Below are 12,684 nucleotides of genomic sequence, written 5' to 3'. Positions count from 1 at the left end.
GTTCCGGGCTCCCGGTCCCGTCCGGGCGGCCGATGTGCACGCTGGCCTAGCGGGAGTGTCGGCTCGAGGACATCATCGACGATGCCGAGCGGATCAGCCTGCGCGGCGCGACGCGGGCCAGCCCGATCAGCACCTTGTAGCGCTTGCTCGGGATCGAGATCACCTTGCCGTGATCGAAGTCGACCAGCGCGTCCCTGACCAGTCGGTCGGCCTCCAGCCAGAGCGGCGTGGGAATCGCGGAGGCGTTGATCCCGGCTCGCTGGTGGAACTCGGTGCGCACCCAGCCCGGGCAGAGCGCGGTGACCCGCACGCCGCTGCCGGCGAGCTCTCCGGCCAGGGCCTCGGTGTAGGCGGTGACCCACGCTTTGATCGCGGAGTAGGCGCCCATGGTGACGTACCCGGCGGTGCTCGACACGTTGATGATGCCGACCTGGTCGGTCCGGTTCGGATGCCGGTCGCGCATCGCCCGGCCGGCAGCGTTGGACAGCACCATGACGGCCCGGACCATGACGTCGATCGCGGCGTCCTGAGCGGTCAGGTCCGAGTCGAGCAGCCGGGAGTGCACGCCGAATCCGGCGTTGTTCACCAGCAGGTCGACCCGCCGGTCCGCCTCGCCGAGCCGGAGGGCGACCTGCTGGAGTTGGTCGCGATCGGCGAGATCGGCGGGCAGCACCTCCACCTCGACGCCGTAGCCGGTACGCAGTTCCTCGGCCACCACGTCCAGACGTTCCTTGTCGCGGGCGACAAGGACGAGGTCATAGGACCTCTGCGCCAACTGCCGGGCGAATTCGTGACCGATGCCCGAGGTACCACCGGTGATCAACGCGCGGGACATGGCCGGAATCGTACGGGCCGGGTTCGGTCCTGACCTATTCGTTCGCGGATCGTGGCGCAGCTCCGCCCGACCGGGACGGGGCGCGGGACTACTCGACCGGTCCGCCCCAGGTCCACTTGGGAAGGCGAAGACCGTCGTCGACCTCGTCCTTGCGGAAGCCGTGGTTGACCAGGGAACTTGACCAACGGAACCAGTCGATCAGGTTGGTGCGCAACGGCTCCTCGTCGGGGATCTGTGCATCGTCGAGGGCCTTGACGAAACAGCACTCGGCTGCGGTGTCCAGCTCCGGGTGCGGCCCGTTGCCGGAATGCATCCGAACGACGTCGGCCTCGGTGCCCAGGCCGGAGGTGAAGGCGGGCGGTCCACCCAGCATCTCGCCCCAGTAGGCGGCCAGCCGCTCGGTGTGTTGGGGATGGGTGCCGTGGCTGAACGGATGTTCGGCGATCGGGTCGGCGAGGCACCGGGCATGCCAGGCCTCGGCCAGCCGCCGGATGGCGTCAGCGCCGCCGGCCGCCTCGTACACGGTCGGTGCCTGCGTGGCCTCACTCATAGGGTGAAGCTACGCCCGCCGGCGGCTGACCACCACCCCGCCCAGGCAGATCAGTCCGCCGATGATTGCCGGCACCGGCGGCAGTTCCCGGAGGGTGATCGCGGAGATGATCATGGCGACGACCGGGATGATCAAGGACGCGGCGGCCAGGCGTCCGGTGGCCAGGTGGCTCTGGGCGTACGCCCAGGTGGAGAAGCCGATCGCGGTCGGGCCGATGCCGAGCAGGATCGCCGCAACGGTCGCGCTGGCCGGTGCCTGGACGACCTCACCTAACGCCTGGCCGGCGAACGGCAGGGTGGCGAGCATCCCGGCGACGCAGCCCGTCCAGGTGGCGACCAGCGGGTCGACGCTACGCAGCACGACCTTCTGGGTGAGCAGGCTGACGGTGTAGAGCAGCGCGGCGAGCAGGCCGAGTGCCAGGCCGAGCAGATCGGAATGGCCCGACCCGGTAGTCGACCCGATCAGCACCACGCCGATGAGCGCGATGCCCGTCCCGAGGAACAGCGGCTTGGGCAGCCCTTCGCCGAAGAAGAGCCCGGCCCCCAGGGCGATCAGGATCGGCGCGACGTTGACCAGCATGGCCGCGGTGCCCGCGTCCAGGTGGTGCTCCGCCCAGTTCAGCGCCACGGTGTAGCCGGCGAACCAGGCGACGCCGTAGCCGACGGTCAGCGCCAGCGGCCTGCCGGTCGGCACCCGCAGACCGCTACGACGGGCGCGGACGAACACGAAGGCGGTCATCGCTACCGCGGCCGGAAGCAGTCGGAGCAGGGCCAACGGGCCGGGGGAGAGGTAGGGCGCCGCCCAGCGGATCACAACGAACGCCGATGCCCAGAGCAGGATCGTCACGGACATCGCCACGGTGGCCGAGGCACGGGTGGCGGGCGCTGCGGGAGCATTGACGGTTGTTGTCACAGTCCGATCCTGCAGCCTGGAAGGTTTGACGACAAGCGAACAATCGGACATGAATGTTCAGTAGGGCTTACGATTCGAACCGTGCTGGATATCAATCGATTACGCGTTTTCCGCGCGGTCGTCGCGGAGGGATCGGTCGTCCGGGCCGCCGGCAACCTCGGCTACACGCCCTCCGCGGTCAGCCAACACCTCAGCGCCCTGCAGCGAGAGACCGGTCTGACGTTGGTCGAACGCCGGGGCCGCGGCATCGTCCCGACCGGCGTCGGCCGGCTGCTGGCCGCCGAATCGGAGGCGGTGCTGGAACGACTGGCCCGGCTCGAGGCGCTGACCGGCGACCTGCGCGCCGGACGGGTCGGTTCGCTGTTGGTGTCGCATTTCGCGTCGGCCGGTTCGACCTGGATCCCGCCGATCGTCGCCGCCCTCACCCGGGAGTTCCCGACGCTGCGGCTGGATCTGCGGCTCACCGAGCTGTTGCCGGAGACCGGTGACCGGCCCGACGTGGAGATCTTCGTCGAGGGCGCGGCGTCGTCGCCGCTGGACGGTTACGACATCGAACCGCTGTTGACCGAACCGTATGTTGCGGTGGTCCCGGCCGACCACCCGCTGGCGGGCGCCGGCGCCGTCGCGCTGGCCGGGCTGCGGGATGAGCCGTGGGTGGACAACGACGTGGCGCGCGGCGCCTGCCGTCGGAACCTGCTGAGGGCCTGCGCCGCCGCCGGCTTCGCGCCCGGTTTCCACATCGAGACCCAGGACTATCCGACCGCGATCGCCTTCGTCGCCGCCGGTGCCGGGATCACCGTGGTGCCCCGGCTGGGACTGGTCAGCCCGCCGCCCGGCATCGCCGTGCTCGACCTCGTCGATCCGACCCCGACCCGGTCGATCATGGTGCGCAGCCGTGAGTCGTTGCGGGAGAACCCGGCCGTACGCCGCCTGCTCGGTCTGCTCCGCGAGCGAGCCGCCGGAGAGCCGCCCTCAGCCGGATAGCTCGAGGTCGATGCCTGCTGCCAGAATGGGTGATCATGACGGTCGACCCGCAGCAGCTGCTCGATGAACTCCGCGAAACCCACCAGGTGCCCGGCGCCGCACTGGGCATCCTCAGCCTGGGCAGCTCCGAGAGCGACGACCGGATCAGGGCGTACGCCTCCGGCTCGCTCAACCTGGACACCCAGGCTCCGGTCCAGCCGGATTCGATCTTCCAGGTCGGGTCGATCACCAAGACCTTCACCACAACGATGATCATGCAGTTGGTGGAGCAGCAGAAGGTGGACCTGGACCAGCCGGTGATCAACATCCTCCGCGATCTGCAGCTCGGAGACCCGGAGGCGGCCAAGATCATCACACTGCGGCACCTGCTCAGTCACAGCTCCGGGATCGACGGTGACGTGTTCACCGACCACGGCAGGGGCGATGATGCGGTGACGAAGTACGTCGAGGGCCTGGCCGGAATCGGGCAACTGTTCCGGCCGGGAACCATGTTCTCCTACTGCAACGCAGGATTCGTGCTGGTCGGCAAGCTGATCGAGGAGCTCACCGGAACGACCTGGGATGCCGCGCTCCATGATCAGATCCTGCGACCGCTCGGTCTCGAGCACACCGGAACGCTGCCCGAGGAGGCGATCCTCGGATCGGCCGCGGTCGGACACTCGGGAGAACCGGGCGAACCGCGGACCGTGATCCGGCGGTGGCAGCTGCCCCGATCGATCGGCCCCGCCGGCCTGATCAACTCAACGGTCACCGACGTGCTGACCTACGCCCGGATGCACCTGCGCGGTGGCTCCCTCGGGGGCACAACGATCATCACCACGGCGTCCGCCGACGCCATGCGGGCCGAGGAGATCCGGCCACCGGTCGGCCACCGCGTCGACGGCTGGCAGGGTCTTGGCTGGATGGTCGACCGCTTCGGCGGCAGCGAGGCCTTCGGGCACAACGGTGCGACGGTCGGGCAGCTCGCCTATCTGCAGGCCTACCCGGATCGGGGTGTTGCGCTGTGCCTGCTGACCAACGGTCCGGGTGGGAACCTGTTCTGGGGTGAGCTTCGCCGGGCATTACTCGCCCCGCGCGGCATCGATGCACCAGTCCAGCTGGACCTGCCGCCGGAGGAGCCTCACGTGATCACCGGCACCCCTGGGGCGGTCGGCCGCTACGGCCGGTTCTCCGAGAGCTACGAGGTCGCCCAGCACGACGGGCGACTGACGATCAACATCGTGCCGACCGAGGATTCGCCGGATCCCGAGGACGAGCCCGAACTGCTGGATCTGGTGCCGGTCAGTGATGATCATTTCCTGGCACGCTCCGACGAGCGGCTGGCCTGGACGACGTACAGCTACGGGCGGTTCACCGCGGAGCAGAATCCGGCCGGCGGTGACTACCTCTACACCGGCACCCGGCTCACCCCGCGGATCCCGGCCGAGGACCGACCCGGCTGATGATCGTTGCCAGACGACCGATCGCAGGCTCGATGCGATCGGCCGGGATCCGCCCGAAACCGAGCGCCAGACCCGGCCACCCAGCGTGACCGACGAACCGCCGGCTCACCGGCTCCACCGCGACCCCCGCTTCGGCTGCGTACCGGGCGACGGCTTGGTCATCGGCCGACGGGTCGTCGAAGCGAAGGCAGATGTGCAGCCCGGCAGCCGACAGTAGTACCGACAGTCCGGGCAGTTGATCGACAGCCGCCAGCAGGTTCTCCCGCCGCTCACGGTAGATCCGCAACGATCGCCGCAGATGCTGGGACAACAGGCCCTCGTCCAGGAAGCGTGCCAATGCGGTCTGGGTCACCCGATCGCCCTGCCAGTCGGCCAAGCCTTTGGCCCGGCCCAGCGCCGGCTGGAGTGCCGCCGGAGCGATCAGATAGCCGACCCGAAGCATCGGCAACATGATCTTGGAGAAGGAGCCGACGTAGATCACCCGGCCGTCCCGATCGAGACTCTGCAACGGTTCCAGCGGCCGGTCGGCGTACCGGAATTCGCTGTCGTAGTCATCCTCGATGATCACCGCGTTGTGGGTAGCGGCCCAATCCAACAGCGCAAGTCGGCGGGCCAACGACATCACCGCACCGGTGGGGAACTGATGCGACGGGGTGACGTAGATGATCTTGGCCGCATCGGGCAGCGCGTCGACGATCAACCCCTGCTGGTCGACGCCTACTCCGATCACCCTGGCGCGGTGCGAGGCGAACAGCCAGGCCGCGGCGGAGTAGCCCGGATCCTCGACGGCCACCACGTCACTCGGCTCGACCAGCACCCGGGCGCACAGGTCGAGTGCCTGCTGGGCCCCATTGGTCAACAGCACATCCGTCTCGGATGCCTGCACGGACCGGGACAGCCCGAGATAGCGGGCAATACCCGACTGCAGTTCGGGGTGGCCGCCGGAGTCGTAGGTGGAGTGTGTCACCAGCGAACCGCGGAGAGATTGCGACACCATCCGGCGCCAGACGGGCAGCGGGAACAGCGCCGGGTCCGGGCCGCCGACCGACAGGTCGTACGGCGCCGGCGGCCCGTCGTCCATCGCCTCCGGTACGTGGTCCCAGACCGGCTTCGGCCGGACGGTCCCGGCTCGGGCGGCACGACTTGTCCGGCCCGCGACGGTGACCGCCGCGGAGACGTAGGTGCCGGCCCCGCGTCGGCTGACCAGGTAACCCTCGGCGATCAGCCGGTCGTAGACGGTCGTCACCGTCCCCCGTGCCACTCGCAGGTCGGCCGCCAGTTCCCGGCTCGACGGCATCCGCTCGCCGGCTGCCAGCCGACCGTCCCTGATCGCGTCACAGACCTGCCGGTAGATGCTCCCGGCGTGGCCCGAGCGCTCATCGAGGGTGATCTGCAGTTGCACGCGGCCGAGTCTAGGAGTGGACCAATCAATCTGGCCAGATGTGGACCTGGTTGTAGGTCCAATTCTTCGGGAGGATCGTGGATGTGACCGTAGCTTCCACTGATCCCGCAACCGGGACCCGGTCGGCGACCCAGGGGTTGTCCGTCGTCCAGGGGACGGCGCTGTCTGTGGGTGCAGTGCTCGGCACCGGGGTGATCACGCTGCCCGCCGTCGCGGCCGGCATCGCCGGGCCTGCCTCGCTGATCGCCTGGTTGGTGATGGTCGTCCTGTCGATCCCGCTGGCATCGACCTTCGCCGCGCTGGGCGCCCGGTACCCGGACTCCGGCGGTGTCTCCACCTACGCGCGTCGGGCGTTCGGCGGGCGGGCGGCGACGGTGGTCGGTTGGGTCTTCTATTTCGCCGTGCCGGTCGGGGCTCCGGCCGCAGCGATGATGGCCGGCAACTATGTCGCGGATGCGGTCGGCGGTGGACGCCCGACGTCGATCGCGGTCGGTTACGTGTTGATCGCGGTCGTCGTGATCATGAACGCGTTCGGATTGCGGATCTCCGGCCGGGCACAGCTCGCGCTGACCGGTGGGCTGGCGTTGATCATGACGATCACCATTGTCGCCGCACTGCCGCACGCTCGCTGGGCGAATCTCACGCCGTTCGCGCCGCGCGGCTGGTCGGCGATCGGTCCTGCCGCGGCGGTGCTGGTCTGGGGCTTCGCCGGCTGGGAGGCCGTGGCGTCGTTGTCGGCGGAATACCGGCATTCCCAACGCGACGTGCCCCGGGCCGCTGCCGCCGCGATCACCATCGTCGCCGTGCTGTACCTCGGGTTGGCAACCACCGCTCTTCTGGTGCTCGGGTCGGCCACCGGCAGCAGCACCGCGCCGTTGTCGGACGTTCTGGCCGTCGGCATCGGCGGTCAGGTCCGGATCGTCACCGCCCTGGTCGCGGTGCTGCTCACCATCGGCGCGATGAACGCCTACTTCGCCGGAGGCTCGAAGCTGGGCGCGGCACTGGGTCGCGACGGCGGACTGCCCACCTGGATCGGTCAGGGCAGTGCGGTCGGCCAGATCCCGCGGCGCTCGCTGATGATCACCGGGGTACTGGCCGCTGCATCGCAGACCGCCGCGATGATCTTCCGGCTGGGCGTCACCGACCTCGTGCTGCTCACCACCGGGGCCTTCACCCTGGTCTACATCTTCGGAACCGCGGCGGCCGTACGCCTCCTGCCCCGCCGCAGCGTCGGCTGGTGGACGGCCGTCATCGCCCTGGTCTCGGTCCTGGTGCTCGCGGCCCTGACCGGGCTGCATCTGATCTGGGCCGTGGCGATCGCCCTCGGCGCCTATCTGTCCACCCGGTTACGCCGGCAGTGACGTCAGGACCTCAATCGCCCGGACGGGTCAGCAGCGTTCGCGCAACCAGGCGATGTCGGCGGCCTGGCCGTCGATGCCGCCCGGTGTCTCGACGACGACCGGAGCACCGGCGGCCTTGACCACGGCGACCAGTCCCTCGGGATCGGCCTCGCCCGAGCCCAGGTTGGTGTGCCGGTCCGCTCCGGATCCGAAGGCGTCCCTGGAATCGTTGCAGTGCACCAGATCGATCCGTCCGGTGATCGCCTTGACCTTGTCGACCAGGCCGACCAGCTCCTCACCACCGGCATGGAAATGGCAGGTGTCCAGACAGAAGCCGACATTCTCCGAGCCGTCCGCTGCCTGCACCGCCTGCCACAGCTTCTCGATGCTCGACAGGTGCCGCGCCATTGCGCGATCGCCGCCGGCGGTGTTCTCGATCAGCAGCGGAACCTTGATCTCGGCCCGTTCAATGCACTTGTGCCAGTTCTCGAAGCCGAGTCCGGGGTCGTCCTTGGCCAGCACGTGCCCGCCGTGGACGATCAGTCCCGCCGCACCGACCTCATGGGCGGCGTCGAGCTGCTGCTGCAGGATCTTGCGGCTGGGAATCCGGATCCGGTTGTTGCTGGTCGCGACGTTGATCACGTACGGCGCGTGCACGTAGAGCGTGATGCCCGCCTCGCCGGCTGCGTCCTTGAGTGCCTCGGCGCCGCCGGCGTAGGCGATCTTCGGTCCCTTCCAGTCCTGCGGATCGCCGAGGAAGAACTGCGCCAACCCGGCATCGCGCGCCCGGGCCTGCGCGATCGGGTCCTCCTGCTCGCCGTGCCCACCGATCAGCAACTCGCTCATAACCGGGAACCCTATTCCGCCCCGCCGACAACCACCCGCCCGGCGTGAGCCAGAGGTCAATCAGACGTGACGAAGGCCACGCAGCATTTTCTCAACGGGAGGATTGCCAAAAACCCGCGGAGCGACCTAAGGTTAGGCTCGCCTCAGTAACGGGAACTGGAAGACATGCTGCCAACATTCGTCATCGGACTGCGCGAGGGCCTCGAAGCCGCGCTCGTGGTCAGCATCATTGCGACCTTCCTACGGCGCAACAATGTCCGGCTCACGCCGATGTGGGTGGGTGCCGGGCTGGCGGTCGCGGTGAGCATCGGCGTCGGCGTCGCGCTGACCATCATCGAACGAGCGTTGCCGCAGGCCGAGCAGGAAGGCATGGAGACGGTCATCGGGGCCGTCGCTGTCGTCTTCGTGACCGGAATGATCGTGTGGATGGGCAGTCACGCCCGATACATGAAGCGGGACCTGGAGGGCTCGGCCCAGGCGGCGCTGTCGAACGGCACGGCGTGGGCGTTGGCCGTCATGGTGTTCCTGGCGGTGCTCAAGGAAGGTTTCGAGACCTCGGTCTTCATCCTCGCGACCGTTCAGGCGTCCAACAACGCCGCTGTGGCGCTGATCGGCGCGCTGCTGGGCGTGCTGGCCGCGGTCGCCATCGGAGTCGGCCTCTTCACGGGCGGCATCCGGCTGAACCTGGCCAAGTTCTTCACCGCCACCAGCGTCTTCCTGATCTTCGTCGCGGCCGGCCTGGTGCTCAGCGCCCTGCGCACCGGGCACGAGGCCGGCTGGATCACCATCGGCCAACAACCCACGGTCGATCTGTCCTGGCTGGCGCCCAACGGCTCGATCCGGGCAGCGTTGATCACCGGCGTACTCGGCATACCCGCCGATCCTCGCGTCATCGAGGCCCTCGGGTGGGCGCTCTATCTGGTCCCGATGTTGCTCTGGACGCTGTGGCCCAAAGCGCACCGCCCCTCGGGATGGACCGCCGTGCGGCTGCAGCAGATCCTCGGCGGCCTGTTGGTCGCGACGGCGATCGTGCTTGCTGTCGCCGTCCGTCCGGCCGCCGCCCACGTTCCGACCTCGGCGCCGCTGGCCGACGGCGGCACCGCCCGAGTGGCCGTCACCGGCGACACGGCGAAGCTCACCGTTGCCCGCAACGGCAACCCCGAGACGACCATCCTCACGCAACACACCCGGGCCGGCGCACAGACGCACTGGCAGCTGACCGCGGGTCAGCCGGCAGCCGGCCGCCCGGCCACCGTCGACGCCGACACCCTGGTCAAGCTCAACGGCGGACGACTCCCGGTCGGCATCGACGTCAGGCGCGCCCCTGGCCCGTACCAGGCACGCTGGACAGACCATCTCCGGATCAACCTGACCACCCGCGATGGCGGCATCGTCGACGCGTCCCAGACCGGCCGCACCCTGGTCGCGCTGACCGGGGGCGGACTGACCTCACCCCGGGTGGTACAGGTCAGCGATGACCGGGCAGTCGGCGACTGGCAGGTCAGCAACGCCTACCGGACGGCTACCGCGACCATGATCGACAACGTCGCCGTCAGCGCTGCCGAGGTGATCCTGTGGCGGGTCTGGCTGCCGATCGTCCTGGCGCTCGCGGGGATGCTCATCCTCGCCCGCGGCGAACGGGGCCGCCGCCGGCTCCGTGCCGCCGAGGCCGCCATCCGCGCCGAAACCGTTCCTGCTTCTGCCGTGCAGCATGCCGGCCAAACCACCTAGCCCAGCGTCGGGCCTGATCATCCGTTTGAGCTCCAGGAGTATCTGTTCATGTCCCCATCGCTGCACCGCATCGGTCGACTGGCGGCGGTCGCACTCTCCGCAGCCGCGCTGTCGGCCGGCGTCGCCGGTTGCTCCGGCGGCAGTTCCACCGACGAGGTCAAATCGAGCGGCGCGACCGCCGGTGGCGTCTCCCGCGTCGCGATCACCTTGGCGGCAGGCGGATCGGGCGACACGTGCTCCGTTGATCATGACAGTGTGCCGGCCGGACCAGTCACCTTCACGATCACCAACAGGAGTTCCACCGCGATCACCGAGGTCGAGCTGTTGAGCCAACAGAAGATCATCGGCGAGAAGGAGAATCTGGCGCCTGGGCTCAAGCCGGTCAGCTTCACCGTGACGCTCGGCGGCGGCCAGTACCAGATCTACTGCCCGGGCGGCAGCCCGGAGACGGTGCGGTTCACGGTTACCGGCAAGGCGGCTGCCTCACCGACCGGCGGCGCCCAGCAGTTGCTGGTCGACGGCACCAAGGAATACAGCACATACGTCGCCGGCCAGGTCTCCGGAATGGTGACCGCGGTGGAGAAACTGCAGCGGGACGTCGACGCCGGTGATCTCGAGGCGGCGAAGCGCCAGTACGGTGTCGCGCGGCCCTTCTATGAACACATCGAATCCGACGTCGAAGGCTTCGTACTGCCCGGCCACAACGCCACCGACAACTCCGGGAATCTCGACTACCTGATCGACATGCGGGCCTCCAACCTGGATCCGGCGGTCGGCTGGCACGGTTTCCATGCCGTCGAGCGTGATCTCTGGCAGCGTGGCAAGATCACCGCGTCGACCAGGAAGCTCGCCGCCGAACTGACCACCAACGTGAAGAAGCTGGCCGAACTCTCCAAGACACTGACCTTCAAGCCGGAGGATCTCGCCAACGGAGCGGCCGGACTGCTCGAGGAGGTCCAGGCCAACAAGATCAAGGGCGAGGAGGAGAGCTTCAGTCATATCGATCTGGTCGACTTCGCGGCCAACGTCGAGGGTGCCCAGCAGTCCTTCGCCTATCTCCGGCCAGGTCTGCAGAAGATCGATCCGGCGTTGACGGCGCAGATCGGCAAGCGCTTCGACTCGACCCGATCGATGCTCGATGAGTACCGTGATCCCGAGGCGATCGGCGGCTACAGGGCCTACACCGCCGCGCTGCGCTCGGCGGATGCGAACAAACTGAGCCAAAACGTCCAGGCACTGCAGGATTCGCTGGCCAGACTGGCCGAGAAGGTGGCGACCGCTTAAGTGACCGAACAGCAGGGTGCCGGGACCGACGGGATCCCGGCCGCGGAGAACCAGGCCACCGGCCCGGTCGACCCGTCGGCCGGTGCCGGTAAGCGTCGCGGACTGTCCCGGCGTGGGTTCTTCGCCGGCGCCGGTGCCGGTGCGGTGATCGGTGCTCTGGCCGGCGGGGGCGGAACGGCCGTCGCCCTGCAGTCCGATGGGGAAGATCAAACCGCAGGCGTCGACTTCGACCGGAGCTATCCCTTCTACACCGGTACGCATCAGGCCGGCATCCAGACCGAGCCGCAGCGCTACTGCGTGTTCATGACCTTCGATCTCGTCGCCGACACAGCGACCGATCTGCAGGTGTTGCTGGCCCGCTGGTCGGCCGGCATCGCCCAGTTGATGAAGGGGCAGCCAGTGGGCGCTGTGGCGCCGTCGCGGAGCGGGGCGGTGCCGCCCGACACCGGGGAGGCGTACAACCTCGGACCGAGTTCGCTGACCATCACCCTCGGGCTGGGTCCGGGAGTTTTCGATCACCGGTTCGGGCTCTCGGCGAAGAAGCCGAGGCTGTTGGAGCCGTTGCCGACACTGCCCAGTGATCAACTGCAGAAGGCCTACACCGGCGGCGAGCTGAGCCTGCAGGCCTGCGCCGATGATCCCCAGGTCGCCTATCACGCGATCCGCAACCTGGCGCGGATGGGACGCGGCGTGGTGAACACCCGCTGGACGGTGATGGGGTTCGGACGGGCGTCGGCCGGCAAGGGGCAGACGACGCCGCGGAATCTGATGGGGTTCAAGGACGGCACCCGCAACGTCAAGGAAGCCGCCGACTTCGATGACCATGTCTGGGTCGGCGACGGCGACGTGGCCTGGATGCGCGGCGGGAGCTATCAGGTGGCCCGCAAGATCCAGATGAACATCGAGATCTGGGACTCCGCCGATCTCAGCACCCAGCAGCAGACCTTCGGGCGTACCAAGGACGCCGGGGCACCGCTGAGCGGCACGACGGAATTCGACACGCCGAACTTCACCGCCAAGTCCGGCGGTGACTACGACATTCCGTTGAAGTCACATATCGCCCTTGCTGCGCACGAGAACAACGGTGGTGTCAAGATCCTGCGCCGGTCGTACAACTACACCGACGGGATCAGCCGGTTCGGCCAGTTGGATGCCGGACTGCTGTTCATCGCGTACATGAAGGACCCCGACTATTTCGTGCGACTGCAACGCAAGCTCGGCGGATCGGATCTGCTCAACGAATACATCGGCCACATCGGGTCGGGGGTCTTCGCGGTGCCACCGGCGCCCAAGGTCGGGCACTACCTCGCCGAGGCACTCTTCAGCTGACCGGCCGGGTTGATCTTGCGTCGCCGGCG

General features: G+C 68.4%; 11 protein-coding genes. 6 read left to right on the top strand and 5 right to left on the bottom strand.

Going from position 1 to position 12,684, the window contains the following annotated elements; genetic code table 11:
• Window positions 1–46 precede the first annotated feature (46 nt).
• The 3 genes from GJV80_RS16920 to GJV80_RS16910 all read right to left on the bottom strand — a co-directional run bounded on the left by GJV80_RS16920 (window position 47) and on the right by GJV80_RS16910 (window position 2,297).
• On the bottom strand, window positions 47–835 hold the full coding sequence (locus tag GJV80_RS16920) for an SDR family oxidoreductase (protein WP_154688905.1): 789 nt from the start codon (window positions 833–835) through the stop codon (window positions 47–49).
• Between the two features lie 88 nt (window positions 836–923).
• Window positions 924–1,385, bottom strand: a complete 462-nt coding sequence (locus tag GJV80_RS16915) for a group II truncated hemoglobin (protein WP_154688904.1) — start codon at window positions 1,383–1,385, stop codon at window positions 924–926.
• Between the two features lie 9 nt (window positions 1,386–1,394).
• Entirely contained in the window at window positions 1,395–2,297 is a 903-nt protein-coding gene (locus GJV80_RS16910) for a DMT family transporter (protein ID WP_230207783.1), read from the bottom strand.
• An 81-nt stretch (window positions 2,298–2,378) separates the two neighbouring features.
• On the opposite strand from GJV80_RS16910, the gene GJV80_RS16905 reads away from it, so the two are divergent.
• Complete coding sequence (locus tag GJV80_RS16905) at window positions 2,379–3,281, top strand: LysR family transcriptional regulator (protein ID WP_154688903.1); 903 nt, start codon at window positions 2,379–2,381, stop codon at window positions 3,279–3,281.
• A 35-nt stretch (window positions 3,282–3,316) separates the two neighbouring features.
• Window positions 3,317–4,723: a serine hydrolase gene (locus GJV80_RS16900; protein WP_154688902.1), complete on the top strand. Its 1,407-nt coding sequence runs from the start codon at window positions 3,317–3,319 to the stop codon at window positions 4,721–4,723.
• Here the strand turns inward: GJV80_RS16900 and GJV80_RS16895 are convergent.
• Complete coding sequence (locus GJV80_RS16895) at window positions 4,686–6,125, bottom strand: PLP-dependent aminotransferase family protein (protein ID WP_154688901.1); 1,440 nt, start codon at window positions 6,123–6,125, stop codon at window positions 4,686–4,688. The genes GJV80_RS16900 and GJV80_RS16895 overlap by 38 nt on opposite strands.
• An 83-nt stretch (window positions 6,126–6,208) precedes the next feature.
• Between GJV80_RS16895 and GJV80_RS16890 the strand changes: the two genes are divergently transcribed.
• The gene (locus tag GJV80_RS16890; RefSeq protein ID WP_154688900.1) at window positions 6,209–7,486 is read left to right on the top strand and encodes an APC family permease; all 1,278 of its coding nucleotides are present in this window, start codon (window positions 6,209–6,211) and stop codon (window positions 7,484–7,486) included.
• A gap of 27 nt (window positions 7,487–7,513) precedes the next feature.
• Here the strand turns inward: GJV80_RS16890 and GJV80_RS16885 are convergent, their stop codons facing one another.
• Window positions 7,514–8,311: a deoxyribonuclease IV gene (locus GJV80_RS16885; protein WP_154688899.1), complete on the bottom strand. Its 798-nt coding sequence runs from the start codon at window positions 8,309–8,311 to the stop codon at window positions 7,514–7,516.
• Between the two features lie 165 nt (window positions 8,312–8,476).
• On the opposite strand from GJV80_RS16885, the gene efeU reads away from it, so the two are divergent.
• Genes efeU through efeB form a run of 3 tightly spaced genes read left to right on the top strand, consistent with a single transcriptional unit; the run spans window position 8,477 to window position 12,655 of the window.
• Window positions 8,477–10,042 (top strand): iron uptake transporter permease EfeU, encoded by a 1,566-nt coding sequence (efeU, locus tag GJV80_RS16880; RefSeq protein WP_154688898.1) that lies wholly within the window; start codon window positions 8,477–8,479, stop codon window positions 10,040–10,042.
• 48 nt (window positions 10,043–10,090) lie between these two features.
• Window positions 10,091–11,326: an iron uptake system protein EfeO gene (gene efeO / locus GJV80_RS16875; RefSeq protein ID WP_154688897.1), complete on the top strand. Its 1,236-nt coding sequence runs from the start codon at window positions 10,091–10,093 to the stop codon at window positions 11,324–11,326.
• Window positions 11,327–12,655 (top strand): iron uptake transporter deferrochelatase/peroxidase subunit, encoded by a 1,329-nt coding sequence (gene efeB, locus GJV80_RS16870; RefSeq protein WP_230207782.1) that lies wholly within the window; start codon window positions 11,327–11,329, stop codon window positions 12,653–12,655.
• Window positions 12,656–12,684: the final 29 nt, after the last annotated feature.

The organism is Microlunatus sp. Gsoil 973, from assembly GCF_009707365.1.
GTDB lineage: Bacteria > Actinomycetota > Actinomycetes > Propionibacteriales > Propionibacteriaceae > Microlunatus.
Note: the sequence above shows the minus strand (reverse complement) of the source record. Positions and strands in the feature narration are given on the sequence as shown.

Coding starts and splice junctions, on each gene's coding strand:
- GJV80_RS16920 (WP_154688905.1), bottom strand. CDS start 835: ATGTCCCGCGCGTTGATCACCGGTGGTACCTCGGGCATCGGTCACGAA.
- GJV80_RS16915 (WP_154688904.1), bottom strand. CDS start 1,385: ATGAGTGAGGCCACGCAGGCACCGACCGTGTACGAGGCGGCCGGCGGC.
- GJV80_RS16900 (WP_154688902.1), top strand. CDS start 3,317: ATGACGGTCGACCCGCAGCAGCTGCTCGATGAACTCCGCGAAACCCAC.
- GJV80_RS16885 (WP_154688899.1), bottom strand. CDS start 8,311: ATGAGCGAGTTGCTGATCGGTGGGCACGGCGAGCAGGAGGACCCGATC.
- efeU (WP_154688898.1), top strand. CDS start 8,477: ATGCTGCCAACATTCGTCATCGGACTGCGCGAGGGCCTCGAAGCCGCG.
- efeO (WP_154688897.1), top strand. CDS start 10,091: ATGTCCCCATCGCTGCACCGCATCGGTCGACTGGCGGCGGTCGCACTC.